Consider the following 26,347-nt stretch of genomic DNA (forward strand, 5'->3'; position numbering starts at 1 on the left):
AATGGGCCACACGCTCTCCACACCTTATAGACATGGACTGCGACCCTCCGGTTGCATGATGCCCCGCTCGGCATCCGTTCATGAACGGGGCCCCTTCTCCCCGCAGACCTGGCAACCGCTTACCCACCCCCCAAGTGCCGCGAAATCGCCGCAGCTTGAACAGCCAGGGTCATACGGCGTTCAGCATGATCGCAAGATGCGAAACGCGGTGTTTACCGGTCATACGCGTTCATTGTGGCGCGTGTGGGGATCTTGTGGATCAGTCGTGTCGGTCGTTGACAGGCGGGCACGGATGTTGCCGAAGTGGTCTCTTATGGCCTCCTCCGCACGTATGGAATCGCCGGACCGGACCGCGTCCAGGATCTCCCGGTGCTGGCGGCAGGTGACCCTCGGGTCCTGCGGCAGGTCCAGCAGATCCCGCTGGACGCGGTGGAAGGCGTCCCAGAACGCCTCCAGCACCTCGCTCAGCAACACGTTGTCCAGCCCTCGGTAGAGGGTGGCGTGAAACGCTCGGTCGGTCTCGGCGAGGCCGGCTCCCTGGGTGGCCTCCTGTTCCATACGGACGACAAGACCTTCCAGTTCAATCAGGTCGGTTTCCGGCAGTCGTCCGGCCAGCCGGGCGACCAGTCCGCTCTCCACCGCCTCCCGCAGTTCGAGCAACTGGAGCAGGGAGTCCTCGCCCCGGTAGTGCCCGGCGACGGTGCGGAAGGCGAGGCCCTCGATCATGGGTGCGAGGGACATCGGGCCGACATATGTGCCGAAGCCGTGCCGGATCTCGACGATGCCCATCGCCTGGAGCGCCTTCAGCGCCTCCCGCACCGAGTTCCGGCTCGCGCCGAGGAACGCCATCAGCTCGGGCTCGGTCGGCAGCGGGGCCCCGGAGGGCAGTCGCCGGTCGACGATGAGCTTCTTGATCCGCTCCTGGAGGTCTCGGGCTGCCATGGCCAGAGGGTATCCGGCCAATCGGGAGGAGGCCCTGGTTCCGGCCATACGAAAGAACCCGGCCATGGCCCAGCCATGCGGAAGGCCCCCTCGCGATGGCGAGGGGGCCTTCCGGTCGGTGCGCCGCCAGGGACTCGAACCCCGGACCCGCTGATTAAGAGTCAGCTGCTCTAACCAACTGAGCTAGCGGCGCGTGCTGACGACAAGAACTCTACCTGACCTCCAGGGGTGCTCCCGACCAATGGAGAGGTCCGGGCCCCCGGCCCTCCGTGATGCCGAGGGGGCGCTCGGGCCGCTGTACATCATTCGGACCGTCAACATGCGCGTCGGGAAGACAGTTGGGAAACTAGGCAATGTGCACAGTTGCGGACATTTCAACCAGGAACGTGAGGGGAATCGCATGGCGGCTCCGGCCTTCGAGGAATTCGATCCCGTGAGTGACTGCGATTGCCCCGGATGCGTCCACTGGCGGCGGGTGGGCCCGCATCCTCTCGCCGGCCGCTTCGGCGGTCACCCGGCCGCCCGGCGCGCCCTGGTCGTGGCCGCCGCCGCGTCCGCCGCCGTCGGCGCGGGCCATCCGGCCGTCGCCCTCACCGCCTCCCACGCCCCCCACCGGCCCGGCGTCCCCGCGGACGGTGGGTCCGACACCCCGCAGGGCGGCAGGTCGCCGCTGCACGGCCCCCGCGGGAAACCAGCCGGGCCCGTCTCCCCGGCCGACGCGCCTGCGACCACCCGTACGGACATCATCAACCGGGCCAAGACCTGGATCGCCGCGAAGGTGCCGTACAGCATGGAGGACTACTGGTCCGACGGCTACCGGCAGGACTGCTCGGGCTATGTCTCCATGGCCTGGGGGCTGCCGGGAAACGAATGGACGGGCAGCCTCGGCGAGTACGGGGTGAAGGTCTCCAAGGAGAAACTCCAGCCCGGCGACATCCTGCTGTTCCACAATCCCGACAACCCCGAGAAGGGCTCGCACGTCGTGATCTTCGGCGGCTGGACGGACTACACCCACACCTACTACACCGCCTACGAACAGACACCCCCGCACGCCCGCCGCCAGTCCACCCCCTACACCTACTGGAGCAACTCCGACCGGTACGTCCCCTACCGGTACAAGGGAGTGAGCGAGAGCGCGGCTGGTGCGGAACCGGCCGGGACCACCAAGGCGGTGCCGTACCCGGGAGCGGAGTTCTTCGGTCCCGGGGCGAACAACGACTACGTCACCCAGCTGGGCCGGATGCTGGTCGCCCGCGGTGCCGGGTCCTACTACACCAAGGGCCCGGGCCCGGTCTGGTCGGAGTCGGACCGACGGGCGACCCAGGCGTTCCAGCAGGCCCAGGGCTGGACCGGCACGGCCGCCGACGGCCTGCCCGGACCGGTCACCTGGGACCTGCTGACGACCGGGAAGGGCAACAACATCCCGGCCGCGGCGGGCGCAACGGCCAAGACACCCGTGGCGGCAGGCACCGCCGGCCGGCCGGCCTCGCACGGCGTCCCCGGCTATCCCGGCCGGAACCTGTTCCGTCCCGGGGCGGAGAACAAGTACGTCACCCAGCTGGGGCAGCGGCTGGTGGAGAAGGGGTTCGGCGCTTTCTACGCCACCGGACCGGGGCCGCGCTGGGGCGAGGCGGACCGGCGGGCGGTCGAGGCCTTCCAGCGCTCCCAGGGGTGGCGGGGCGGGGCGGCGGACGGCTACCCGGGTCCGGAGACCTGGCGGCGGCTCTTCTCGTGACCCGGAACGACCTTTGCGGCCCGTATGTCCCTATGACTCGCCCGTCCCTATGGCTCGCCCGTCGCTGTGACTCGCCCGTCGCTGTGACTCGCCCGTCGCTGTGACCCGTCTGCACCACCTGATGACCCGTCTGTACCAACTGTTGTGACGCATCTGGCGCGGAGGCTGGAGGCACGCATGAGTACGACCACATCCCACTCGCCCGAGCCGGAGGGACCTCCCGAGGGGCCGTCCCGCCCCGCCCGGCTGATCCAGAACGAGGCGACCACCGAGATCCCCGTCCATCTGCTGTTCCGTGACGACCCCGACCCGTCACCGGTGCCGCTGCGGACCGCGGTGGTGGCCCGCAGACAGGGCACCGGCGAGCAGCCGCGGCTCAGACGTCCGGTCCCCGCCAAGGCCCGGCCGGTCCTGGAGCTCGACCCCGACCTGTCCGAACGCCCGGCGCGGGTACTGCCCGGGGCGGCCGGGGTGTTCGCCGGAGCCGGCGGGATGGCCGGGTGCCTCGCCGCCTCCTGGTGGGCCGGGGTGCTGCCGGCGTTCGCCGTGGAGGCACTGCGGCTTCCGGACTACACCGGTGCCGGTGTCGGCCCGGCCCAGTGGGCGGCGTACGCCGGAGCCGGGGCGCTCGGTCTGTTCGGCTTCGGCGGGCTGGCCCGCGGCACCACCGGACGGGCCTGGGTGCTCGGTCTGTTCGGCCGCTACCGGGGGACGGTCCGGCGTACCGGCCTGCTCTGGGTCAATCCGCTGGTGCTGCGCCGCCGGGTCGACGTACGGCTGCGGCACTGGCGCAGCGAGCCGATGCCCGCGGCCGACGGCAACGGGGTCGCGCTGCGGGTGGTGGTGCTCGTGGTGTGGCGGGTGCGGGACACCGCGCGGGCCGCCCTCGGGGTCGAGGACCACGAGTCGTATCTGCGCGAGTGCGTCGAGGCCGCGCTGGCCCGGGTGCCGGTGGAGATGCCGGGTGCGTCGAAGGGGGCGGTGGAGGCGGCCACGGACGCGCTGACCCGGATGGTCGTGGCGGATGCGGCGCCCGTCGGGCTCGAGGTGTTCTCCGTGCAGCCCGTCCGGGTGGAGTACGCCCCGGAGGTGGCCGCCGCCATGCACCGCCGCCGGATCGCCGCGCTGGACGCGCAGCAGCGGGCCACCATGCTCAGTTCGGTCGTGGACTCGGTGGAGGACACGGTGACCCGGCTGACCATGCGGGGTCTCGTCGAACTGGACGACTACGAGCGCAAGGTGTTGGTGCGGGACCTGACCGTGGCGTTCTGTTCGGGGCGCGGGGAGGCGGCGCCGTGATGCGGTGGCGCTCCCGGGTCGCGCTCCCGGGCCGCGATTCGACCCTCGTGATTGGTATGGACATGTTCAACTAACGGCAATAATCTGAGACTTGGTCTAGACCTGCACAGCTCACTGAACTTCCCCCACGTTCTCCAGGAGCGGCAGCATGCGCACAAAGACCAAGTTGTCCGCAGCCGTGCTGGGCGTGGCAACCGCCGGAGCCTTCGTGCTCTCCACCGGCGGTGCCAGCGGGCACGGCTACACCGACCTTCCCATCAGCAGGCAGAAGCTCTGCCAGAACGGCACCGTGACCAACTGCGGCGACATCCAGTGGGAGCCGCAGAGCGTCGAGGGTCCCAAGGGCTTCCCGGCGGCCGGTCCCGCCGACGGGCAGATCTGCAACGGCGGGCTGAGCCGGTTCGCCCAGCTCAGCTCGCCGAGGACGCCGTCCGGCGCGGCCTGGCCGACGACCAGGGTGACGGGTAATCAGAGCTACACCTTCCGCTGGCAGTTCACCGCCATGCACGCCACGACCGACTTCAAGTACTACGTCACCAAGCAGGGCTGGAACCAGAACCACGCCCTGTCCCGCTCCGACGTCAACACCACACCGTTCCTCACGGTCCCCTACAACGGGCAGCGCCCGCCCGCCACGCTCAGCCACAGCGGCACCCTGCCGTCCGGCCTGAGCGGTCATCACGTCATCCTCGCGGTGTGGACGATCGCCGACACGGGCAACGCGTTCTACGCCTGCTCGGACGTCACCTTCTGAGCCCGCCTCAGTAGGGATTCGCGTGCGTCGGCAGCACCGGTTCCGGCCCGGCCGCCGACGCACGTGGGCAGTGCCGCAGTTCTGAGCTTTCTTTGAGACACTCCCGCGGGTGACGGGGGTAGGTTCCCGCCACGCCGATCATCCAGTCGGCGTACCGACCTCGGGGGACCGCATGGAAGTTCTGTTCTACGTCATACCGCTCATCATGATCGCCGGCGTGTCCGTCATGGCCGTCAAGACGGTCGCCCGCTCCCGGCAGATCAGCGGTGCCTGGAACCACGGCCTCACGGCCGAGGCGCGCTGTCTGCGGTCGTACACGACGACCAGCGGTGGCGGCGGCGACACCTCCGTGAGCACCACCCTGCACCATGTCTACGAGTTCACCACGCGCGAGGGGCGCGCCGTCCGGTTCGACGAGGTGAACGGCCCGTCGACCGTCGTCGAGGGCGACATCGTCACCGTGCACTACCTGCCGGACCGCCCGGAGCGGGCCACGGCCCACCCGCCGGCCCGGGGGAAGCTCGCCGCCGGCACGGGCTGCATGCTGGTCTTCTTCGGCGTGTTCGTCGCCTTCTGCATCGCCTTCATGGCCATGGCCCATGTGATCTTCGCCGAGTCGGACGGGCTGCTGCCGTAGCGGGGCTCCACATCTGACGGTATGTCAACTACCGTGCCCCTCCATGGAGGACCGGAGGGGCACGGTTGCGCAGATGGTGGCGGCGCGGTGGGGCGACCACCGGCCGGGGCTGTGGTTCGAGGACCAGGAGCTGACCCACCACGAGGTGGCAGCCGGCGCGGCCGCCCGGGCGGCGCTCCTGGCGGACCTGCTGCCGCGCGCCGCCGAACCGCATGTCGGGGTGCTGCTCGACAACACCCCCGAGTTCCCGCTGTGGCTGAGCGCGGCCGCGCTCGCGGGCGCGGCGGTCGCCGGGATCAACCCCACGCGCCGGGGCCCGGAGCTGGCCCGCGACATCCTGCACTCCGAGTGCCCGGTCCTCGTCACCGAGAAGGCCCATCTGGCCCTCCTCGACGGCCTCGACCTGCCCGGGGTACGGCTCCTGGTGACCGACACCCACGCGTACGACGACCTCCTCGCCGCGTACGCCGGCGCCGTGCCCGACCCGGACCGCGCCGGCCCCTCCGACCGCGTCCTGCTCTACTTCACCTCCGGCTCCACGGGCGCGCCCAAGGCCGCGATCTGTTCCCAGGGCCGGCTGGCCGCGGCCGGACGCTCGCTCGTCGAGCAGTTCGGCGTCCGTGCGGACGACGTGCACTACGTCTGCATGCCGATGTTCCACGGCAACGCGGTGATCGCGGACTGGGCGCCCGCGCTGGCGGCCGGGGCGGGGGTGGCGCTGCGGCGGCGGTTCTCGGCGTCCGGGTTCCTGGCGGACGTCCGGCGGCACCGGGCGACGTACTTCACCTATGTCGGACGGGCGGTCCAGTACATCCTGGCCACCGGGGCGCGGCCGGACGACCGGGACAACCCCCTCCGCATGGGCTTCGGCACCGAGGCGGGGGCGGTGGACGCGGCGGCGTTCGAGCGGCGGTTCGGGGTGCGGCTGGTGGAGGGATACGGATCGTCGGAGGGCGGGGCGGCCATCCAGTGGGCGCCGGGGACACCGGCGGGGGCGGTGGGGCCGGCGGGGCCCGGTCTGGTGGTGCGGGATCCGGGTACGGGGGGGGAGTGTCCGGTGGCCGCATTCGATGCCGCCGGGCAGCTCCTCAACGGTGAGGAGGCCATCGGGGAGCTGGTGAATCAGGGGCCCAGTCCTTTCGAGGGGTACTGGCGCAATCCGGCCGCGGAAGCCGAGCGGCGGCGATCGGGGTCCCCCCGCTCGAGCGAAGCCGGGAGTGGGGGAGGGGCCTACTGGACCGGGGACCTCTTCTACCGGGATGCCGAGGGGTATCTGTACTTCGCCGGCCGCACCGACGACCGCATCCGGGTCGACGGGGAGAATCTGGCCGCCGCGATGATCGAGAACATCGTCGCCCGGTACGCGGGGGCGGTGGCCGTCGCCGTGTACGGCGTGCCCGACCCGGTGACCGGGGACCAGGTGATGGCGACCGTCGCCGGGCGGTTCGACCCGGGGTCCTTCGCGGAATTCCTGCGGGCCCAGCCCGACCTCGGGACGAAGATGGCACCCCGGTTCGTGCGGGTGGTGGAGCGGATGCCCGTGACCGCCACCAACAAGATCGAGCGGACCCGGCTGCGGCGCGAGGGGTTCCGGTGTGCCGACCCCGTGTGGTGGCGGCCGCCCGGGGAGGCCGCGTACCGGAGGCTGACCAGGGAAGACGTCGAAGGGCCCCTCGCTGCGGCGAAGGGCCCTTCAGCGGGGGGTGTGGATGGCGGAGCCCCTACCACGCGCGGCGTAGCCACGCAATAACAGAGATGGCGAGCCAGGTCCACGCTTCCGCGGACATGTCTCGCCATCGTCGTTGTGCGCCGCCAGGGACTCGAACCCCGGACCCGCTGATTAAGAGTCAGCTGCTCTAACCAACTGAGCTAGCGGCGCATGACTCCCGCCTTCCGCGTCCTGCGGTCGGCGACGAAGAAAATACTACCTGGTCCGCAGGGGTGCTCGTGACCACCCCGGGCACACCCCAGGACGACAGGGCCTAGATCGCCAGCGAGAGCAGCACGGGCGCTGCGCTGCGGTTGAGCGCGTCCGCCGCACGCTTCAGCCGGTGCGCGTGCTCCACCGGCAGGGACAGCGCCAGACAGCCCACCGAGGAACCGGCCGTGATCGGCACCGCCGCGCACACCGTGCCGATCGCGTACTCCTGGAGGTCCAGGACGGGCACCGTCGCCGGCTGGGACTCCAGACGGGAGAGCAGGAGCTTGTCGCTGGTGATGGTGCGCGAGGTGAGGCGGGCCATCCTGTGACGGGAGAGGTGGTCGCGGCGGGCGTTGTGGTCCAGCTGGGTGAGCAGGCTCTTGCCGATCGCGGTGGCGTGGGCGGAGGAGCGGAAGTCCACCCACTCGTTGACCGCGGGCGTGTCCGGACCGTCGGCGTACTGGCCGATCCGCACCTCGCCGTCCACGTACCGGCTCAGATACACGGCGGCACCGACCGAGTCGCGCAGCCGGTCCAGGGTCTGCTGGAGCTTCTCGGCGAGCGCCTGCTCGCGGCCGTGGGCGGAGCCGAGGCGCCTGAGGGTCTCCCCGGTGACGTACGCGCCGTCGGCGACCTGCTCCACGTACCCCTCGCGGCGCAGCATGCGCAGCAGCGCGGTCAGGCGCTCGGGGGCCAGGCCGGTGCTGCGGGTCAGCTCCGTGTCGGTGACGCCGGTCGAGTGTTGTGCCACGGTCTCCAGGACACGCAGGGCGTCCTGTGCGGAGTGGTACGGGGCGGTCGGCTCGTGCATCAGCGCCACGGTGGTCCCCCCTGCGCTTGCTCTTTGGCCGTAGTCCGGACGGCGAATCTTCTCCACGATAACCGGCAAGAGCCATGTGTGGAGGGGGCGTTGGTCAGATTCTGGCGCTCTCAGCTGCGGCGCAGGCACACTGGCATATGCCCTCGTCATGACCCGGCGTCGAGACCTCGGGTGTTCGTGCGTTCACTTCCCGTAGTCACAGCACGGCGCTGAGAAATTCCCGGGTCCGTTCCTGCTCCGGATCGCCGAAGATCCGCTCCGGCGGGCCCGCCTCGACGATGCGGCCGGCGTCGAACATCAGCACCTGGTCGGAGATGTCCCGGGCGAAATTCATCTCGTGGGTCACACAGAGCATGGTGATGTCGGTGGTGCGGGCGATGTCCCTGAGCAGATCGAGGATGCCCGCGACCAGCTCGGGGTCGAGCGCGGAGGTCACCTCGTCCAGGAGCAGCACCTTGGGCCGCATCGCCAGGGCCCGGGCGATCGCCACCCGCTGCTGCTGGCCCCCGGACAGCTGGGTCGGGCGGGCGTCGCACTTGTCGGCGAGCCCCACCATGTCCAGCAGCTCGCGGGCGCGGGCCTCCGCTTCGTCCTTCGACAGGCCGAGGACGGTGACCGGGGCCTCGGTGACGTTCCGCAGCACGCTCATGTTCGGGAACAGATTGAACTGCTGGAACACCATCCCGATCTTCTTGCGGACCTCCCGGACCTGCTTCTCGGGCGCCGGGAAGAGCGGCTGCCCGTCGACGGTGATCGTGCCCTCGTCCGGCTCGGTGAGGGTCATCAGCAGCCGCAGGATCGTGGTCTTGCCGGAGCCGGAGGGGCCGATCAGGGTGACGTGCCGCCCCGCCTCCACGGACAGGTCGAGCCGGTCCAGAACGGTGTTGTCCCCGAACCGCTTGGTCACCCCCGCCAGCCGGATCAGTTCGGTCGGACGGGTGTCGGTGGCGACTGGCTGCTTGCTGGTCTCAACGGACAAGGCGACGCTCCAGGGTGCGCAGAAGAAGGGAGGCGAGATAGGAGATGACGATGAAGGCCACGCCGATCACCGTCACCGGCTCGGTGAACTGGAAGTGCTGCTGGGAGAAGAGCCGCGCCCGGCCCAGCATCTCCAGCACGGTGATCGACATCAGGATCGGTGTGTCCTTGAGCATCGCGATGACGTAGTTGCCGAGCGGCGGCACGACCCGGCGCAGGGCCTGCGGCAGGATCACCACCGTCCAGGTCCGCCGCACCGGCAGACTCAGCGCCGTCGCCGCCTCCCACTGCCCGGCGGGCACGGCTTCGATGCCGGCCCGGTAGACCTGCATCGTGTACGTCGAGTAGTGCAGCCCGATCGCGAAGACACCGGTGGTCAGCGCCGAGAAGGTCAGTCCCCACTCGGGCAGCACGTAGAAGAGGAAGAACAGCTGTACCAGCAGCGGGGTGTTGCGGACGAACTCCGTCACGATCCCCACCGGCCAGCGCACGAAGCGGGTCGGTGTCCGCATCAGCAGCGTCCAGACCAGCCCCAGCGTGAACGAGATCAGCGAGCCGAGGACCAGCGCCTGCAGGGTGACCAGCAGACCGTCCCAGAAATGCGGCATGAACTCGCGTACGGCACTCCAGTCCCACGTCACGCGACACCACCGCCCGCGGCTCCGACCCCGGTCGTCTGCGCGCGCTTCAGCTCACGCGCCGAGGATTCCGTCCCGGGATCCTTGCCGATCCCGGCTTTCAGACGCTTCTCCAGGCCACGCATCAGCCGGGTGATCACGAACGCGATCGCGAAGTAGATCAGCAGCAGATAGGTGTAGATGTGCGCACTCTCCTGCAGCGCCAGCCGCACCAGGTTGCCGCTGAACGCCAGGTCGCCCATGCCGGTGATCGAGACCAGGGCGGTGCCCTTGAGCAGCTCGACCAGCAGGTTGCAGAAGGACGGGATCATCTCCGGCACCGCCTGTGGCAGCAGGATCAGCCGCAGCCGCTGCCAGGGCGTGAAGCTCAGCGCGACGCCGCCCTCCCGCTGCGCCGGGTCGACCGCGGTCAGCGCGCCGCGCACGATCTCCGCACCGTAAGCCCCGTAGGTCAGCCCGAGCGCCAGGGTGCCCGCCCACAGCGGCACCAGCTGCCAGCCGAAGGCGACCGGCAGCACGAAGAACACCCAGAAGATCATTACCAGGGCCGAGGTGCCGCGGAACACCTCGGTGTAGAAGCCGGCGAGAAAGCGGACGGTCCGCAGCCGGTGGGTGCGGGCGATGCCCACGGCGAAGGAGACCGCCGTGGCCAGCAGGGCGCTGAGCACCAGCAGCTGGAGGGTGGTCCAGACTCCTTCGAGTACGAGTTTCCACAGGCCCGTGGTCATCCGCCGCACAGCTCCTTCGCGGTGAGGTCGGTCATCTCGGCCTCGGTGAAGCCGAACGGCCGCAGGATCCGGAAGAGTTCGCCGCTCTTCTTCAGCTTGTGCAGCTCCACGTTGAAGGCGTCCCGCAGTCGTGTCTCGGCCGACCGGAACGCGAACGCGCCCCCGTCCACATGGGGTTTGCCGTCGACCAGCGGGGTGAAGGCCTTGGTGGCCTCGGCCTTGGCGGACTTCTTCACGACCTCGCGGGTGGTGAGCGCCGTACCGGCGAACACGTCGGCGCGTCCGGCCTCCACGGCGTTCAGTCCGGCGACCTGGTCGGGGACGATCAGGATGTCGTTCTCCTTGTACCCCGCCTCGACGGCGTACTGGATCTCGGCGTATCCGGTTCCGGTGGCGAATTTCGCCTTCTTCGCCACCACGTCCTTGTAGTCGTGCAGGCCCATCGGATTGCCCTTGCGCACGATGAAGGAGTCGAGCATCTGGTAGTCGGGATCGGCGAAGATCACCTGCTCGCAGCGGTCGGGATTGACGTACATCCCGGCGGCCACGACGTCGAACTGCTGGGATTTCAGTCCGGGGATGAGCGAGCCGAACTCGGTCGGCACCGGCTGGACCCGGTCGACCCCGAGCCGTTTGAAGACGGCCTTCGCCAACTCCGGGGCCTCGCCCGTGAGACGACCGTCCTTGTCGATGTACCCGAAGGGGATCTCGCCGGCGATCCCGAGCCGTACGACACCCTGCGCCCGGAGCCGGTCGAGCAGGTCGCCGCCGTTCGTGCCGGCCGCGGTGGCCACGCGCGTGCAGCCCGCGGCACCCAGCGCGCCGAGTCCGCCGAGCGCGGCGAGCACCGACCGCCGGGAGTGTCCGGACCCGGGCGGGGGCCCGGCTGTGCGCTGCGGTCTGCCAAGTCGTGGAGCCATGGCGGCGCGGCTACCCGGGACCACGCTCCTTATGCGTCGCAAACCTTGTGCATCGCAAATCGGGGGGCCAGGGATGTCCGCTCAGTGGCCCGGCACGTATCCGCGCTGCTTGTCGACCACGTTGACCAGGGGTCTCCCCGCGGCCCACCGCTCGAACAGCTCCACGAACTGCACGCCGAGTTCGTCCCGCCAGCCGACCGTGTCGCCGCTCATGTGCGGGGACACGATCAGACCGGGGATCCGCCACAACGGACTGTCCGGGCTGAGGGGTTCGTCCGCGAACACGTCCAGGGCCGCGCCCGCGATCCAGCGCCTTGTCAGCGCCTCGGCGAGCGCGTCCTCGACGACCAGTGCGCCGCGGCCGACGTTGATGAAGTGCGCCGAGGGCTGCATCACGCCGAAGCGGCGCAGGTCGAACATGCCCTGGGTCTGCTCGGTCAGCGGCGCCGCCGCGATCACCCAGTCCGCCCGGGACATCAGCCGGTCCAGGTCGTCGGGGCCGTGGATGCCGGTGCGCGGGACACGTCCGACGAGGGCGGTGGTGACGTCGAGTGCCTTCAGCGTCCGGGCGATCGTACGGCCGATGGGCCCGGAGCCGACCACGCACGCGCGCGTGCCCGCCAGCCGCCGGGTCTCGCGGTGGCACCAGGTCCGCTCCCGCTGGAGATCCAGGGTCCGGGGCAGGTCCTTGGTGATCGCCAGGACCAGGGCGGCGACGTACTCGGCGACGGGCTGGTCGAAGATCCCGCGCGCGTTGGTCACCACGGTGCCGGAGGCGGCGAGCTCCGGGCACATCAGATGGTCGACGCCCGCGCTCGCCGTGTGCACCCAGCGCGGGCGGGGGCCCTCGCCCGGCCAGGCCTCGCGCACCGCGTGCGAGGTGAAGTCCCAGACCAGCAGGACGTCGGCCGCCGGGAGGCGCTCGGCGAGGGCGGCCGCGTCCGTGTGTACGACGCGGGCGCGACCGGTGAGGCGGCCGAGGCGCGGGAGGGGGTCGGCGTCGAGCACGAGGAGGGTCGGGACGGGCGTCGGCAAGCGGTTCCTCCGAGCGGGAGAGGGGTGTCTGACATGCGCGGATTGACCACGCTCGCACCTGGACCCACCCTCGTCAACACATGGGTGCCCACGAGTCGTTGTCCTCCGGTGATCACGTTCGCCGGAATCGGAGCAACCGATTCCGGCGTTGTCCGCCAACCAGGTCACGGTGCGGGGCGGGGGCGCGGTGACTGGGTACCCGAGCCGTGGGGCCGTATCAGGCGTCGCCGGACGAATACACCGGACGAATACAGCAGGAGGGCTGGCCATGACCGCACTCGGATTCCTCTACCCGGGCCGTTTCGCCGAGGACGACTATCCGCGCATCGAGCAGCTCCTGGGCGGCGGCATCCGGGTGGACATGGTCCGTACGGACGTCGGCGAGGGCGCGCACCGGGTGGACGCGCTGCGACGCACGGGCGAGCCGGAGCGGCTGGCGGCGGCGGTGGAGGAGCTGCGGCTGGCGGGGGCGGAGACGGCGGTGTGGGCGTCCACCGCCGGCAGCTTCGTGTACGGCTGGGAAGGCGCCCGGGACCAGGTGCGCGCCCTGGCCCGGACGGCGGGCATGCCGTCCTCCTCGACGTCCTTCGCCTTCGTGCACGCGGCGCGGGAGATCGGGGTGCGGCGGGTGGCGGTCGGGGCGACCTACCCCGAGGACGTGACGTCCCTGTTCACGGACTTCCTGCGGGCCGGGGGCGTGGAGGTGACCGCGGCACGGGCGGCCGGGGCAACCTCGGCGACGGAGGTCGGCACCTGGGGGGAGGAGGAGGTCCTGACGCTGGCGCGAGCGGCGGACGCCCCGGACGCGGAGGCGATTCTGCTCCCGGACACCGCACTGCGCACGGCCGCCTACATCCCCCTACTGGAGAAGTCCCTCTCCAAACCCGTCCTCACGGCGAACCAGGTCACGGTATGGGAGGCCCTGCGTCTCACAGACCGCCGAGTGAACGCCCCGGAACTGGGCACGCTGTTCACCCGGGAACCGGTCGTACAGGTGTGACGGCCTGCGGCCGTGATGGGGGACGTCCCCGTGCCGGGGACGGGGATGCGCCGTGCTCGTGGCGGGGGACCTGCGGCGCCGGGGGCAGGGGCGTCTTCGTGCCGGGATTGGGGGCCCGCCGCGTCGGGATCGGGTGACGTGGAGACGGCGGAGCGCGCCGCGCCAAGGATGGCGAGGTGCTGCGCCGGGAGGGGGAGCGTCGTCGCACCGGACTTGGAGGCGCGGAGACAGAGGCGCGCCGCGCCGGCGTCAGGGATGCGCTGCGTCGGGGACGGGGACGTCTTCGTGTCGGGATGGAGGACGCCTCCGAGCCGGGGCCGGGGCTTGGGAAGCGTCGGGCCGGGGGCGGGGACGCAGTTGCCGGGAGTGCAGCCGGCCCGTGCCCGGGAGCGGCAGCGTCTCGTCGGGAATAAAGCGGAGAGTGCCTCCTGTTAGGTCCGCAGGACAGCGCACGGCCGAGACAGCAGGAGGCGCACACCGTGTCGGCAGATGAGATCCGGGGGACGACGTACGGGACCGCCCCCGTCCCCCTCTCCGTACTGGACCTGGTGACCGTCGGCGCGGGGCGTACCGCCGGTGATGCGCTGCGTACCAGCGTCGCGCTGTCGCGGTTCGCGGAGGCGCGGGGATTTCACCGGTACTGGGTCGCGGAGCACCACTCCATGCCGGGCGTGGCCTCCTCCTCGCCCGCGGTGATCCTGGCGCATCTGGCCGCCCACACCGAGCGGATCCGGCTCGGGTCGGGCGGGGTCATGCTGCCCAATCACGCTCCCCTGGTCATCGCGGAGCAGTTCGGCACGCTGGAGGCGATGGCACCCGGCCGGATCGACCTCGGCCTGGGCCGCGCCCCGGGCACGGACGGGGCCACTGCCGCCGCCCTGCGCCGTACGGACATCCTCGACGAAGGCGCCGACGACTTCCCGCAGCAGCTCGCCGAGCTCACCCGCTTCCTGGACGACGACTTCCCGGACGGCCATCCCTACGCGCGGATCCACGCGATCCCCGGACCGGTGCAGGGCACCGCGCCCGGCGGGGTCCAGTCGCCGCACCGCCCGCCGATCTGGCTGCTCGGCTCCTCCGGCTTCAGCGCCCGGCTGGCCGGCCTGCTGGGCCTGCCGTTCGCCTTCGCCCATCACTTCTCCGCGCAGAACACCGTCCCGGCCCTCGACCTGTACCGGGAGTCCTTCCGCCCGTCCGGCGTCCTCGACGCCCCCTACGCCCTCATCGGCGTCTCCGCCCTCGCCACCGACGAGGAGGAGGAAGCGCGCCGCCAGGTGCGGGCCACCGCGCTGAACATGATCCGGCTGCGCAGCGGCCGCCCGGGGCTCTTCCCCGACCCGGACGACGCCGCCAAGTACGAATTCAGCCCGTACGAGGAGGAGTTCGTCCGCTCCTGGGCCGGCAACATCGTGCACGGCACCGCCGACGAGGTCCGCTCCGGGCTGGACGACCTCCAGAAGCGCACCGGCGCCGACGAGTTGATGCTCACCTCCCACGCCCACCGCGGCGAGCTGCGGCTGCGCTCGTACGAACTGATCGCGGACGCCTACGGGTTGCCGACCGCATAGGCCTCGGTCCCCAGCAGCTCGGAGATACGATCCGGCGACACCGGGCGGGAGTACAGCCAGCCCTGGCCGGTGTCGCAGCCGATGTGGCGCAGCCGGGTCGCCTGGGCGGACGTCTCCACGCACTCGGCGGTCACCGTGAGGCCGAGGCGGTGGGCCAGCTGGATCATCGCCTCCACCACGACCTCGTCGGCCGGGTTCGGGCGATCGCCGGGGTCGTCGTACTGGAAGCCCCGTACGAACGAGCCGTCCAGCTTGAGGACCGACACCGGCAGTCGGCTCAGGTACGCCAGGTTCGAGTAGCCGGTGCCGAAGTCGTCGATGGCGATGCGGACACCCATGTCGCTGAGTGCCTGGAGCGTCTGCAGCGGGCGGCCCGCCGAGCCCATCACCGCGGACTCGGTCAGTTCGAGCTGCAACAGATGCGGGGCCAGGCCCGTTTCCGCGAGGGTCTCCGCCACGTCCGCCACCAGGTCCGAGTCCCACACCTGACGGACCGCCACATTGACGCTCACGAAGATCGGCGGCTCGTCGGGGTGGTCCAGCTGCCAGCGGCGCGCCTGGCGGCAGGCGGTGGCCAGCGCCCAGCGGCCGAGCGGGACGATGGAGCCGTCCTCCTCGGCCAGTCCGATGAACCGATTCGGCGTCAGTGTGCCGAACTGAGGATGATTCCAGCGGACCAATGCCTCCACGCCGCGCAGCCTTCCGTCCTCCATCCCGACCAACGGCTGGTATTCCAGGGCGAATTCGCCCCGGTCGATCGCGGGGCGGAGCGTCGAGGAGAGCGCCTGGCGGGTCATGCGGTGCGCGTTGCGCTCCGGGTCGAACAGCGTCCAGCGGGCCTTGCCGTCGGCCTTCGCCCAGTACAGCGTCGTATCGGCGGCCTGCATCAGGCCGGTGGCCGTCGTCCCTGCGGCGTGGCGTTCGACGACACCGATCGACGCCGTGAGCGACAGTCGCTGGCCCGCCAGGTCGAAGGGGGCCTGCAGGGCCTCCAGGGCCGTCTCGGCCAGGTCGGCCAGCTGTTCGGTGCCCGTCGAGTCCTCCACCAGCAGGGCGAATTCGTCGCCGCCGAGCCTGGCGACCAGGGGCGCGCCGGTGCGGGCGCACCCGGCCTCGTCGGCGACCCTGGTCAGGCGTTCGGCGACGGCGGCCAGCAGCCGGTCGCCGATGCGGTGGCCGAGGGTGTCGTTGACCGCCTTGAAGCCGTCCAGGTCCAGGTAGCACAGACCGATCCGGCCCGTGCCGCTCTGCTCGTACGACTCCGCCTCCAGCGCGGCCGACAGCCGCTCGAAGAACAGCGTGCGGTTGGGCAGCCGGGTCACCGGGTCGTGCATCTGCAAGTGCCGTAGTCTGGCCTGGAGTTCACGGCGCCCGCTGATGTCGACGACGGACAGCAGGACACCGGGTGCGGAACCGGCCAGCGGCGCGACCGAGACCTGTGCCCACACCGAGCGGCCGTCGGGGTGCTTCAGCCGGCGGGTGCAGCGCAGCTTCGCCTGCCTGCCGCGCAGCACCTCGCGGTAGGCGTGCCAGGTGCGGGCGTCGGAGGCCAGGTCCACCAGGTCGGCGGCGATGCGGTCGGCGAGCGCGTCGGGGGCCGTGCCGAGCAGCGTGCCGAACGCGTCGTTGGCGTCGACGACCAGGCCCTCGCGGTCGACCACCGCCATGGCGAGCGGGGCGGTCGCGAAGACGGTGCGGTACGCGTCCGCCGGGGGATCGGGGCGGGACTCGGCACAAGCAGGCGCACTGAAGTCACTCTCTGTGACGGCCGACCGGTCGAGGTCTGCCGTGGGCGTCGGCCCTTCGGACGTTCCGCTCACCGCTCGCTCCCGCAGTGCACTCGATGTCTGTCCGTGCAGGAAAGTGTGCCGATCATAGGGGCTGGCCCCGGGGCCTTCCAGCCACTCTCCAGTGTCCCCGACGAACCGGCGGTTCTGACAGATCGTTTCTGCCCGCACGTGGACGGCTTCTTCAGGCCCGCGACCACTTGTGACGTTCCGTGAGTGTTCCGGGGTGTCGCCCACTCGGCCCAATTCGCGGCCCCTCACTCTTCTGGTGCAGACAAACAGGACGAAGGGCAGCAAAGTCACACACGCTGGGTGCGGTGTCCCGTGAACCGCAACCGGAGGTCCTTTCGTGCCGCGTCCTCAGCTGCGCAGCACCGCCGCGGCGTTCACCGCGTTGTCGGCGCTCGCGGCGACCTCGATCCTGTCCGGCCCCTCGGCCGCCGAGCCGTTCTCCACGGCTCCGTGCGCGCTGCGCCGGACCGACGCGCACCACTCGGAGGGCGTGGACACCTGGAACCCCGCCTACGCCCGGCCGACCCGCCCGATGTCGGCCGTGATGGTGTTCCTCTCCTTCCCGGACGCCACCCCGCACACCACTCCCGCGGAGCTGACCGCCGACCACTTCCCGGCCACCAGCCGCTTCTTCGAGCAGGCCTCCTACGGGAAGTTCACGCTGCTCCCGCACCCGCTGACGCACTGGCTGCGCATGCCGCACCCGTCGACGTCGTACGCCATACGGCGCGACTGGAACCCGACACGGCGGGCCGCCTATCTGCGCGACGCCTTCGCCGTGGCCGACCACGAGGTCGACTTCTCGCGGTACGACATCGTGTACTTCGTGGCCGACCCGGACGCGCCCGGCGTGGACTCCGACGCGACGAAGGTCGTCAACCTCGACAGCCCGGTCCATGTCGACGGCACGGACGTACGGCGGGTCGTCACGGTCTTCGAGCACCATCCGCCGGACCGGCTGGTCCTCGCGCACGAGACGGGGCACCTCTTCGACCTGCCGGACCTGTACCACCGCCCGGCGGACGGGAAGGGCGACTGGGACACGTACGTCGGGGACTGGGACCTGATGGGCAGCCAGTTCGGACTGTCCCCGGATCTGTTCGCCTGGCACAAGTGGAAGCTGGGCTGGCTCGATCCCCGCCAGGTGGCCTGCGTCCAGGGAGCCGGACCCACACGGCTGACCCTCGAACCCCTCGCCGCCGGACCGGGGACCCCCGTCGCGGCCGCGTCCGGCGCGCCGGCGTTCGGGCTGGGCGACGGCACGAAGCTGGCCGTCGTGCGCACGGGGGCGGACAGCGCGCTGGCTTTCGAGGCCCGTGGCCCGGCCGGGAACGACCATGCGACCTGCCGGGAGGGTGTGCTCGTGTACCGGGTGCGTGGTGAGGCGGCGTCCGGGGGCGGCCCGGTCGAGGTCGTGGACGCCCATCCGCACACCGAGGCCTGCTGGGAGGACTCGGTGTACGCGCCGCTGGCCGATGCGCCGGTCGGTCTCGGGGAGAGCTTCACGGTGCCCGGGGAGGGCGTGAAGGTGGAGGTGGAGGGGCGCACGGCGTCGGGGGCGTGGACGGTGAAGATCACACCACGGGTCGTCGCCTGAGCGCGTGCGGTGCCCTGCGAAGTCACCTGCGGCGCGGGCAGAAGGTTGAGAGAACAACAATGGCGGGTCGAGTTCTCTCGAACTCGGCCCGCCATCGTGGATGCGTGCGCCGCCAGGGACTCGAACCCCGGACCCGCTGATTAAGAGTCAGCTGCTCTAACCAACTGAGCTAGCGGCGCCTGCTGACGTCGTAGACCTTAGCATCCTGATCGGCGGGAGGAAAAATCGATATCCGTACGCCTGCGCGGGCCGCCCGTACGGCCGCCCAGAGCAGGATCTCGGGGCCGGGCAGCCAGGGGTGCCGGGTGTCGGGTGCGACCAGCCAGCGGGAGCCGCCGGAGGCGGGTGCGCCGTCGCCGGTGAGCGCCGGGACGGTCACGGCGTCCCCGGTGCCGTGGCAGATGAGGGGAGGCACGGCCCCCGTCCGGCCGCTGACACCCTCCCGCGCCCCCCATTCCTCCCAGGCCAGCAGCGAGGGCAGCCGCTGGGCGGTGCCCGGTGCGGCGAACAGGAGCATCCGGCCCCGGAACACCGCGACGGGCCCGGACCCCGGCCCCTCGTCCCACAGCCGGTCCAGCATCCGGCGTCCGAAGACCGCCGGCACGTTCGCCACGTCGAAGGTGGCACCGCAGGGCAGGACCACCGGTGCGTCCGGGCGTTCCGCCCAGAAATCGAGTGTGCTGGGCGGATACGTTCCCGCAGAGGCGAGCCAGGCGGCGCCGTCGGAGGTGACATTCCGTGTACTGCTCATGGGCATACATCTACCGCCGGTGAGCGGGCACTTCCGGAGGGTTGCGGAAAACGAGGACGGGAGGAGGCGGGGAGGGGTATCTTGCCCGCCTGGCATATGCCGCGCGGGGTGTCCACGGCGCCTGCGGCGCTTCGCTCACCCGCTCAGGCGCTCATACGGGATCGGCGGTACCCCGGCCCTCGGCACTGGCGCCGCGCATCAGATCCCGCCCGAACTCGACCATTCTCCTGGCGTAGTCCTCGGTCCACTCCGCCCGCTCCGCGATGTCGGCCGGGGTCAGCCGGTCGAACCGCCGGGGATCGGCCAGCTGTGCCGCGGCGATGGCCTGGTACTCCATCGCCCGGTCGGTGGCCGCGCTGAACGCTTGCATCAGCTCTGTCGCCCGCGCCAGCAGGGCACGCGGATCCTCGATCGACTCCAGGTCGAAGAAGTGCTCAGGGTCGGAAACCGCCTCCACGGGCTCGAAGAGCAAGGGCGCGGGGCGTAGCCGCGGTTCGTTCCGACGCGGCGTGGGCTCCGCCATGTCTTCTCCTCCTCTTACGGTTCGATGGGCACCGCCTTCTGGGTGGGCCACCGTCCATTGTCGCGCGCCCGCGCAAGGGGCCATGGGGAGCGCTTCAGGGCTGTCGTCCGGGTCTGCGGGCCGTGCTGGTCAGGGCCGCCGGGCCACCTTGTGCTCGGCCAGGTGTGCGAGCACGGCGTGGTTCGCCTGCCACCCGTCCGGGCTGTGTTCGTCGGCCGCCTCCGGCGGTGTGCCGGTCTCCGGCCGGCGGGAGTGGTGTGGGGGTGGATTCGGTCAGGGCCGCCAGGCCACCTTGTGCTCGGCCAGATGCGCCAGCACGGCGTGGTTCGCCTCCCACCCGTCCGGGAACTTCACGACCGTGCCCAGCTGCACCGGTTCCGTCGACGGGTAGTCGTCCAGGAGGTCGGTCACGCCCGCCCGGCAGACGACGATGCAGGCCTGGCGGTGGCGGGAGGCGAGAACGCACAAGCGGCCCGTCTCCAGGTGGAAGGCGGTGGCGTCGGGGCGGCCGGAGAGCGGGTGCAGCACCACCGTTACGTCGAACTCCCGGCCCTGCAGTCGGTTCGCGGTGTCGACCGTGACGTCCGGCACGCCCAGCTCCGCCAGTGCCGCCCGCACCGCCGCCGCCTGGTCCCGGTGCGCGGTGCCGACCGCGATCCGGTCCGCGGTCAGGGGAGCGGGCTCGGGCGAGCGTTCCGACGTGGCCGCGCCACCCCGGTCCAGCAGCCGTCGTACGACACTCGCCACGGCCCGCACCGCCTCCGGATCGGTCCGCGGAGTGTGCCGCGCGGGCAGCTCCAGCAGGCCCCAGCCGGACTCCGCCGCCTCGTCGATCACCCGGTCCGGGCCCGAGCCGTCCGACGGGACCGCGAAGGTGAGGTGCCGGTCGCCGTGGTCAGTGCCGCTGCGGAAGGGCGTGTAGGGGTAGAAGGCGTCCGAGACCAGGGGAGCCGCCGAGGCGGGCAGCCGCCACGAAACGGGGAGCCGGTGCTGCGGCAGCTCCGGGTTGTGCGCGAGCAGCGTCGACACCGCCGAGGCCGAGGGGTCGTACGACAGCCCGGCCCACTGCTCGCTGGCCACGATCGCGAACGGGTCCAGCTGCCCCGGGTCGCCCACGAACAGCGCCCGCTCGAACAGCCCGGCCACGGCGAGCAGCGCGTCCGAGCGCATCTGGTACGCCTCGTCGACGATCGCGTGCCGCCACGGCTCGTCCACCTTGACGTGCGCCCACTTCGCGGCGGTGGACAGGACGACCGGGATGCCGGCCAGGTCCGCCGCCTTCGCCGACTTCCGTACGTTCGGCAGGTCGTCCAGCGCCTTGTCGTACGGCTCGGCGTCGCTGCTGTGCAGGCGCCCCACGGGCAGCTCGGGGCTCTTCTCGGCGAGCCGCAGGACCAGGTCGTCGACCTGGGCGTTGGTCTGCGCGACCACCATCAGCGGGCGCCCGGCGTCGGCGAGTTCGAGCGCCGCGCGGACGACGAGAGTGGACTTGCCGGCACCGGGTGGCGAGTCCACGACCACGCCCCGGTCGGTGCCGTGCAGGGTGTCGTGGAGGATCGCGTCGGTGGCGCGCGCGGCCGCCGTACCGGGGTCGAAGGCCGGGGCGGTCACAGCATGTCCTCCTCGGTCACGGCGTCGGCGGCCTCCGCGACGGCCTCGCCCGGCGGGCCGCCGTGCGTCCACGGGGTCTGCTCCGGGTCGGGCAGCTTGGCGCCGCCCCGCTGCTCGTGCTCGAACAGCGTGAAGCAGAGCCGGTCGCCCTTCTCCGGCACCGACCCCTCCTCCGGCTCCTTGCCGCGGCCCATCTTGTCGACGATTCGCAGCACCACCAGCCCTTCGCCCTCGTATCCGACGAACTCGGCGGCCTGCGGCTTCCCGCCCAGCGAGCGGTACACCTTCGCCCGCTCCCCGAGATGGGGCCGGTCGTCCGTGCGGACCGTGACGAGCGGGCGCGGACTGGGCCGCTTGCCCTCGCTGTACGCCATGGCCACATCGACCACCTCGCCCGCGAAGGCCTCCCCGGACAGCTGACGCCCGGCCATCACCAGCGGGTCGTCCAGCGCCTCCTGGGCCTCGAGGCGGGCCTGCTCGCGCTCGCGCGTGGCGAGTTTGTTGGCGGCCGTCACCGCGTCGTCGCGGCGCGGCTGCGGGGGCTCCCCGGCGACGACGCGGTCGCGGTGACCGGTGAACGACCAGCGGTCGCGGGTCCACCGCTCCTCGACGTGGGCGCCCTCCGGAAGCGTCCGCAGCAGGTCGATGCCGCGCCACACCGCGTCCCAGGTGGGCCGGGTACGGCTCTCCACCAGGGCCCGGATCTCCTGCTCGGCGGCGGTGAGCACACCGAGCCGGTCATCGGCCTGCAGGCCGTCCTCCGCGGCGGCGAGGGCGATACGCGCGCGGTCGTAGCGCTCGAAGGCGGGGGCGAGCAGCTTGTTGTCGAAGGCCGGGTCCGTGGCCGGGCCCGCGGGCGGGCAGAGCAGCTGGTCGTCGGCGTCCCGCGCATGCCCGGCACGCAGGGCCGCCGCGGCGCCGCTCTCGCCCTCGGGCGGGTCGATCCAGGCGAGCAGCGCGCCCAGGTGCTGGTCCTCCAGGCTGGACTGCCCGGTCGCCCAGTGCCGGGCCAGTACGTCGGTCGCGGCCAGCAGCAGCGAGGAGCCGGGCACCCGGGCCCGCTCTGCGAAGTGGGTCAGCCACCGCCCGAGCAGCGGCACCCGGGGCGGCGCCGGATACGGGGCCTCGGGCTCCTGCTCGGCCGTGCGCCGGAACCGCATGGAGCGGCCCAGCAGCCGGACGAAATCGACGCCCGCGCGGCCCGGGACGATCAACTGCGGGGCGTCCGCGCACAATTCGACCTCGACCTTGACCCGCTTGCCGGTCTCCGGGTCGGTCTCGGTGCGCTCGGCGGCCTCGACGGCGCCGGCGCAGGAGTCGATGTACGGCAGGACGATGTCGGCCAGTTCGGCGAGGAACGCGAAGCGCAGGTCGCGGTCGCGCGGCTGCGGTACGACGAGCAGGCGCGGGGCGTCCCGGTCGGTGCCGACCAGGGCCCCGAGCGGGGCACCGGCCTCACCGGCCGTGGTCAGCGGCACGAACACCAGGGGGCGGTCGGACAGATGCCGGTGCCGGACGGTGGCGGCGGGCCGGGCGCGGCCGGTGCTGATGGCCTCCAGCCGGGCGAGGGTGGCGATCAGGGACAAGGGACCACCTCGTGGCCGGCTTGGGCGTCCTGGCCGGCCCGGGCGCCGGGCAGCGCCCCCTGACCGGCGCCCGCCAGTGCCTCGGCCCGCAGGGCAGCCGCCCGGCGCAGTGCCGCGACCGCCGGGTCGTCCGGGTCGCCGCTCTCGCCGCGGGCCGCCGACAGGACCTCGTCGACCGTGGTCAGGCCGCCCAGTTCGGCGCGGACCGGACGGCCCAGGGTGGTCACCGCGCCAGCCGCGCGTGAGCGTTCCCGGCAGTGGAAGGCCAGTTCGCAGGCGGCCAGGCACTCGGGCGCATACGTCGCCGGGACCGCGTCGACCGCGGCCGTGAGCTCCTCGGCCGGCAGGCCCGGGGCGAAGCAGGTGCCCTCGGGCAGCGCGTCGGCGATGTCCCGGATGCCGGTGAGCCGGGTCAGCTGGCGGGCGGTGACCGCACGCTGCTTGCGCACGTCGACGGCAGAGGCGGTGGCGAGGTTGGAGAAATCCTTCGGGCAGACCAGCAGGATCCGGTGGCGCACGCGCGGGGCGGGCTCAAGGCGCGCGGCGACCTCCTCCAGCGCCAGCACATACACCGCGGCCTGCCGCGCGGCCGCGCCGACCTTCGCCGGGTCCGCCGAACCGTCCAGCAGCGGGAAGGACTTGATCTCCACGACCGTCCAGCTGCCGTCCGGGTGCACGACCACAGCGTCCGGCTCCAGGAAGGCGGGGGAGCCCGCGACGTCGAGTGCGAGCATGGGGTGGTCGAGCAGCGTCCAGCTGCCGCGCGCCTCGGTGGCCTCGCGCAGCGCCAGCGCCGTACGTGCCGTGCGCCCCTCGGGGCCGATGGCGGAGAGGTCCGGCACGGCGGCCTCGTGCGGGGCTTCGGCGCCCGGGTCCAGCCGGGTGTGCGCCAGCCGCAGCAGCTCCGCGCCGCCGTCGGCCTTCACCCGCGCCTCGAACGCGTTGCCCCGGGTGAGGGCGAACTGGGACTGTCCGAAGGCGGACGGCGCGCCCAGTGCGCTCGCCAGCGCCACCTTGTCCACTCCGGCGCCGTCGAGGATCGCGCGCCGCCGGCACCCCGGGTTCGCGGCGAGCGCCGCGAGGGCGCGCGCGTCCAGTGCCTTGGCCGGTACGTCCGGTCCGCGCAGCTCAGCGAGCCGCTGCCGGAGCGCCGTCCCCCGCGTCCGTGGAAGAGGCGTCCGGCTCGGCTGTGGATCCGAGCCGCTCCTCGCGCTGCCGTGGAATTCGCTCACCCGCGGAAGTCTGGCATCCGCCACTGACAATCGGGGAACCTGCGCCGCCGGAGTGTGCTGCGACGACCGGGGTGCGCGAGGCCAGGCGGACCCTGACCAGGTCCGCGACGCGCATCCCGTACGGCGCGAGCAGCAGGCCGGCGCCCATCACGGCCACGCCCGCGACCGCGTCGAGGAAATAGTGGTTGGCGGTGCCCATGACCACGATCGCGGTCAGCAGCGGGTAGGCGATGCCGAGGGCCTTCGTGATGCGCGTGCCGCCGTGGCGCCACAGCATCACACCGCACCACAGGGCCCAGCCCACGTGCAGGCTCGGCATGGCCGCGTACTGGTTCGTCATGCCGCCCATGCCCCGCGGGGCGCTGGCCTCGCCGCCCCACCAGCCGTACGAGCTGTACTGGGCCATCGTGTCCACGAAGCCGTGGCCCGACGTGAGCAGCCGGGGCGGGCAGGTGGGCAGTAGCGTGAAGCCGATCAGACCGATGAACGTGGACGTCATCAGCCAGGTGCGGGCGGCGGAGTAGAACTGCGTGCGTTTGCGGAACAGCCAGACCAGGATCACGGGTGTGACCAGGTAGTGCAGCGACGCGTACCAGAAGTCGGCCGGCACACCGAGCCACGCCTCGCGGGTGAACAGCCGGTTGAGCGGGTGCTCGGCGTTGAGGTGGAGGGACTTCTCGATGCGCAGGATCGCAAGGCCGTGGTCCACGGCGCTGGAGACGTCGCCCCGGGCGAGCAGGCGGCCGGCCGAGTAGCATCCGTACACCAGGAGGATCAGCGGCAGCTCGGTCCACCAGCGCAGCCGTGTCCTCGGGGACACCTCGGTGCCCGGTGCCTCGGTCTGCGGCATCCGATCGCCCTCCCCCTTCTTGTTCCGCGGCGCCCGGTGGGCCGACCGTGACACTTTACGGTGCGCGCGTTCGCCCCTCGTGGGGTGCTCCAGACCTCAAAGACGCAGAGATCGCCCACCGGGTTGCCCCCGCACAGGGTGCGCGATGATGGAGGGGTTCCGCCTCCGATTTCCGCCCGGAAAGGTCACCCATGGCACCGCGCATCCTGCTGGCCAGGCACGGACAGACCGAGTGGTCGATGTCCGGCAAGCACACCGGCAGGACCGATGTGCCGCTCCTCGACGAGGGGCGGCGGGGTGCCAAGCTCCTCGGCGAGCGGCTGCACCGGGCGCCGTTCGACGGGCTGCCCGGCGTCGAGGTGCGCACCAGCCCGCTGGCACGCGCGCGTGAGACATGCGAACTTGCCGGGTTCGGCGGGCGCGCGGAGGTCTGGGACACGCTCATGGAGTGGGACTACGGCGCCTACGAGGGCCTGACCCCCGCCGACATCCAGGCCGTCCGGCCCGGCTGGCTGATCTGGCGCGACGGTGTGCCCGAGGGCGAGACCCTCGCCGAGGTGACCGCACGGGCGGACGGGGTGGTCGCCTGGGCCCGGTCCGCGGACCGCGACGTCCTGGTCTTCGCCCACGGGCACATCCTGCGCTCCATAGGGGCGAGATGGCTGGGCCTGCCCCTCGACTTCGCCGCTCGCATCCGCCTCAACCCCACGTCCCTGTCGATCCTGGGCTGGGCCTACGGAGAACCGGCACTCGAGAGCTGGAACGACTTGGGGCACATGGCCGCGTAGCCCTGCGCGGCAGGCACCCCCGCACGCGGCGGGCTGCCGCAACTCGACCGGTCCCGCTCGCCTGCCGCGCGCGGCGCCCGCTCGCACGCAACCGCCTCGCCGTACGCGGCAGCGGGCCGTTCCCGCTCGGCCGGTCGCGCTTGCCGCGCCCAGGCGGGCCGTCGGCCGTGCGCGGCAACTGCCCGGTCGGCCGGGGAAGCACTGCCCCGCCGCAAGCGGCGACTGGCCGCCGTCGTTCGGCCGGATCGCGCTCGCCGCGCCCAGGCGGGCCGCCTGCCGCGCGAGGCAATCGCCCGGTCGTACGCAGTTTTCGGCCGTTCCCGCTCGGCCGGTCGTGCTTGCCGCGCCCAGGCGGGCCGTCGGCCGTGCGCGGCAACTGCCCGGTCGGCCGGGGAAGCACTGCCCCGCCGCAAGCGGCGACTGGCCGCCGTCGTTCGGCCGGATCGCGCTCGCCGCGCCCAGGCGGGCCGCCTGCCGCGCGAGGCAATCGCCCGGTCGTACGCAGTTTTCGGCCGCAGCCGCTCGGCCGGTCGTGCTTGCCGAACCCCCGGCCGGTCGTCGGGCATGCGCGGACCCCGCCCATTCGTACCGCGGCGACAGCCGTCGTACGCGAGACCTGCCCGTCGTACTCGGCA

At 71.9% G+C, this 26,347-nt stretch carries 23 protein-coding genes and 3 tRNA genes; 9 read left to right on the forward strand and 17 right to left on the reverse strand.

What is annotated here, in order from left to right; translation table 11 throughout:
• Positions 1–219: 219 nt before the first annotated feature.
• A complete protein-coding gene (locus tag Q8A52_RS20485) occupies positions 220–942 on the reverse strand; it encodes a FadR/GntR family transcriptional regulator (protein ID WP_316754112.1) in 723 nt (240 codons plus the stop codon).
• Positions 943–1,061: 119 nt separating this feature from the next.
• Positions 1,062–1,135 (reverse strand) — tRNA-Lys (locus Q8A52_RS20490).
• 207 nt (positions 1,136–1,342) lie between these two features.
• Here Q8A52_RS20490 and Q8A52_RS20495 point away from each other — a divergent pair.
• The 5 genes from Q8A52_RS20495 (at position 1,343) to Q8A52_RS20515 (ending at position 7,117) form a co-directional block, all read left to right on the forward strand.
• On the forward strand, positions 1,343–2,677 hold the full coding sequence (locus Q8A52_RS20495; RefSeq protein WP_316754113.1) for a peptidoglycan-binding protein: 1,335 nt from the start codon (positions 1,343–1,345) through the stop codon (positions 2,675–2,677).
• Positions 2,678–2,854: 177 nt separating this feature from the next.
• Positions 2,855–3,976: an SPFH domain-containing protein gene (locus tag Q8A52_RS20500; RefSeq protein WP_316754114.1), complete on the forward strand. Its 1,122-nt coding sequence runs from the start codon at positions 2,855–2,857 to the stop codon at positions 3,974–3,976.
• Positions 3,977–4,124: 148 nt separating this feature from the next.
• Positions 4,125–4,730, forward strand: coding sequence for a lytic polysaccharide monooxygenase auxiliary activity family 9 protein (locus Q8A52_RS20505; protein WP_316754115.1), 606 nt, complete (start codon positions 4,125–4,127; stop codon positions 4,728–4,730).
• A 172-nt stretch (positions 4,731–4,902) separates the two neighbouring features.
• The gene (locus Q8A52_RS20510; RefSeq protein ID WP_316754116.1) at positions 4,903–5,367 is read left to right on the forward strand and encodes a DUF3592 domain-containing protein; all 465 of its coding nucleotides are present in this window, start codon (positions 4,903–4,905) and stop codon (positions 5,365–5,367) included.
• Positions 5,368–5,410: 43 nt separating this feature from the next.
• Positions 5,411–7,117: an AMP-binding protein gene (locus Q8A52_RS20515; protein WP_316754117.1), complete on the forward strand. Its 1,707-nt coding sequence runs from the start codon at positions 5,411–5,413 to the stop codon at positions 7,115–7,117.
• 55 nt (positions 7,118–7,172) lie between these two features.
• Here Q8A52_RS20515 and Q8A52_RS20520 read toward each other — a convergent pair.
• The 7 genes from Q8A52_RS20520 to Q8A52_RS20550 all read right to left on the reverse strand — a co-directional run bounded on the left by Q8A52_RS20520 (position 7,173) and on the right by Q8A52_RS20550 (position 12,407).
• Positions 7,173–7,246 (reverse strand) — tRNA-Lys (locus Q8A52_RS20520).
• A 103-nt stretch (positions 7,247–7,349) separates the two neighbouring features.
• A complete protein-coding gene (locus Q8A52_RS20525) occupies positions 7,350–8,108 on the reverse strand; it encodes an IclR family transcriptional regulator (protein ID WP_316754118.1) in 759 nt (252 codons plus the stop codon).
• Positions 8,109–8,304: 196 nt separating this feature from the next.
• Positions 8,305–9,087: an ectoine/hydroxyectoine ABC transporter ATP-binding protein EhuA gene (ehuA, locus tag Q8A52_RS20530; RefSeq protein WP_316754119.1), complete on the reverse strand. Its 783-nt coding sequence runs from the start codon at positions 9,085–9,087 to the stop codon at positions 8,305–8,307.
• Positions 9,077–9,727, reverse strand: coding sequence for an ectoine/hydroxyectoine ABC transporter permease subunit EhuD (gene ehuD / locus Q8A52_RS20535; protein WP_316754120.1), 651 nt, complete (start codon positions 9,725–9,727; stop codon positions 9,077–9,079). Before ehuD ends, ehuA begins: the two co-directional genes overlap by 11 nt.
• A complete protein-coding gene (gene ehuC / locus Q8A52_RS20540) occupies positions 9,724–10,452 on the reverse strand; it encodes an ectoine/hydroxyectoine ABC transporter permease subunit EhuC (RefSeq protein WP_316754121.1) in 729 nt (242 codons plus the stop codon). Before ehuC ends, ehuD begins: the two co-directional genes overlap by 4 nt.
• Complete coding sequence (ehuB, locus tag Q8A52_RS20545) at positions 10,449–11,372, reverse strand: ectoine/hydroxyectoine ABC transporter substrate-binding protein EhuB (RefSeq protein WP_316754122.1); 924 nt, start codon at positions 11,370–11,372, stop codon at positions 10,449–10,451. Before ehuB ends, ehuC begins: the two co-directional genes overlap by 4 nt.
• An 81-nt stretch (positions 11,373–11,453) precedes the next feature.
• Positions 11,454–12,407, reverse strand: a complete 954-nt coding sequence (locus Q8A52_RS20550) for a D-2-hydroxyacid dehydrogenase (protein ID WP_316754123.1) — start codon at positions 12,405–12,407, stop codon at positions 11,454–11,456.
• Between the two features lie 268 nt (positions 12,408–12,675).
• On the opposite strand from Q8A52_RS20550, the gene Q8A52_RS20555 reads away from it, so the two are divergent.
• Entirely contained in the window at positions 12,676–13,407 is a 732-nt protein-coding gene (locus Q8A52_RS20555; protein ID WP_316754124.1) for a maleate cis-trans isomerase family protein, read from the forward strand.
• Positions 13,408–13,886: 479 nt separating this feature from the next.
• On the forward strand, positions 13,887–14,975 hold the full coding sequence (locus Q8A52_RS20560; protein WP_316754125.1) for an LLM class flavin-dependent oxidoreductase: 1,089 nt from the start codon (positions 13,887–13,889) through the stop codon (positions 14,973–14,975).
• On the opposite strand, the gene Q8A52_RS20565 is transcribed toward Q8A52_RS20560, so the two are convergent.
• Positions 14,954–16,795: a putative bifunctional diguanylate cyclase/phosphodiesterase gene (locus tag Q8A52_RS20565; RefSeq protein WP_316754126.1), complete on the reverse strand. Its 1,842-nt coding sequence runs from the start codon at positions 16,793–16,795 to the stop codon at positions 14,954–14,956. The genes Q8A52_RS20560 and Q8A52_RS20565 overlap by 22 nt on opposite strands.
• A gap of 316 nt (positions 16,796–17,111) precedes the next feature.
• Between Q8A52_RS20565 and Q8A52_RS20570 the strand changes: the two genes are divergently transcribed.
• Positions 17,112–18,371, forward strand: coding sequence for a M6 family metalloprotease domain-containing protein (locus Q8A52_RS20570; protein WP_316754127.1), 1,260 nt, complete (start codon positions 17,112–17,114; stop codon positions 18,369–18,371).
• A gap of 105 nt (positions 18,372–18,476) precedes the next feature.
• Here the strand turns inward: Q8A52_RS20570 and Q8A52_RS20575 are convergent.
• From Q8A52_RS20575 to Q8A52_RS20605, 7 genes are all read right to left on the reverse strand, one after another.
• Positions 18,477–18,550, reverse strand: a tRNA-Lys gene (locus Q8A52_RS20575).
• Positions 18,541–19,218, reverse strand: a complete 678-nt coding sequence (locus tag Q8A52_RS20580; protein ID WP_332845896.1) for a bifunctional DNA primase/polymerase — start codon at positions 19,216–19,218, stop codon at positions 18,541–18,543. The genes Q8A52_RS20575 and Q8A52_RS20580 overlap by 10 nt, the downstream gene beginning before the upstream one ends.
• A 55-nt stretch (positions 19,219–19,273) precedes the next feature.
• Positions 19,274–19,645, reverse strand: coding sequence for a hypothetical protein (locus Q8A52_RS20585; protein ID WP_316754129.1), 372 nt, complete (start codon positions 19,643–19,645; stop codon positions 19,274–19,276).
• 273 nt (positions 19,646–19,918) lie between these two features.
• A complete protein-coding gene (locus tag Q8A52_RS20590) occupies positions 19,919–21,256 on the reverse strand; it encodes an AAA domain-containing protein (RefSeq protein WP_316754130.1) in 1,338 nt (445 codons plus the stop codon).
• Positions 21,253–22,842 (reverse strand): hypothetical protein, encoded by a 1,590-nt coding sequence (locus tag Q8A52_RS20595; protein ID WP_316754131.1) that lies wholly within the window; start codon positions 22,840–22,842, stop codon positions 21,253–21,255. Before Q8A52_RS20595 ends, Q8A52_RS20590 begins: the two co-directional genes overlap by 4 nt.
• Positions 22,833–24,074 (reverse strand): hypothetical protein, encoded by a 1,242-nt coding sequence (locus Q8A52_RS20600; protein ID WP_408649225.1) that lies wholly within the window; start codon positions 24,072–24,074, stop codon positions 22,833–22,835. The genes Q8A52_RS20595 and Q8A52_RS20600 overlap by 10 nt, the downstream gene beginning before the upstream one ends.
• Complete coding sequence (locus Q8A52_RS20605) at positions 23,971–24,924, reverse strand: phosphatase PAP2 family protein (RefSeq protein WP_316754132.1); 954 nt, start codon at positions 24,922–24,924, stop codon at positions 23,971–23,973. The genes Q8A52_RS20600 and Q8A52_RS20605 overlap by 104 nt, the downstream gene beginning before the upstream one ends.
• 191 nt (positions 24,925–25,115) lie before the next feature.
• On the opposite strand from Q8A52_RS20605, the gene Q8A52_RS20610 reads away from it, so the two are divergent.
• The gene (locus tag Q8A52_RS20610) at positions 25,116–25,712 is read left to right on the forward strand and encodes a histidine phosphatase family protein (protein WP_316754133.1); all 597 of its coding nucleotides are present in this window, start codon (positions 25,116–25,118) and stop codon (positions 25,710–25,712) included.
• Positions 25,713–26,347 lie beyond the last annotated feature (635 nt).

It is taken from the genome of Streptomyces herbicida (genome assembly GCF_032656585.1).
GTDB lineage: Bacteria > Actinomycetota > Actinomycetes > Streptomycetales > Streptomycetaceae > Streptomyces > Streptomyces herbicida.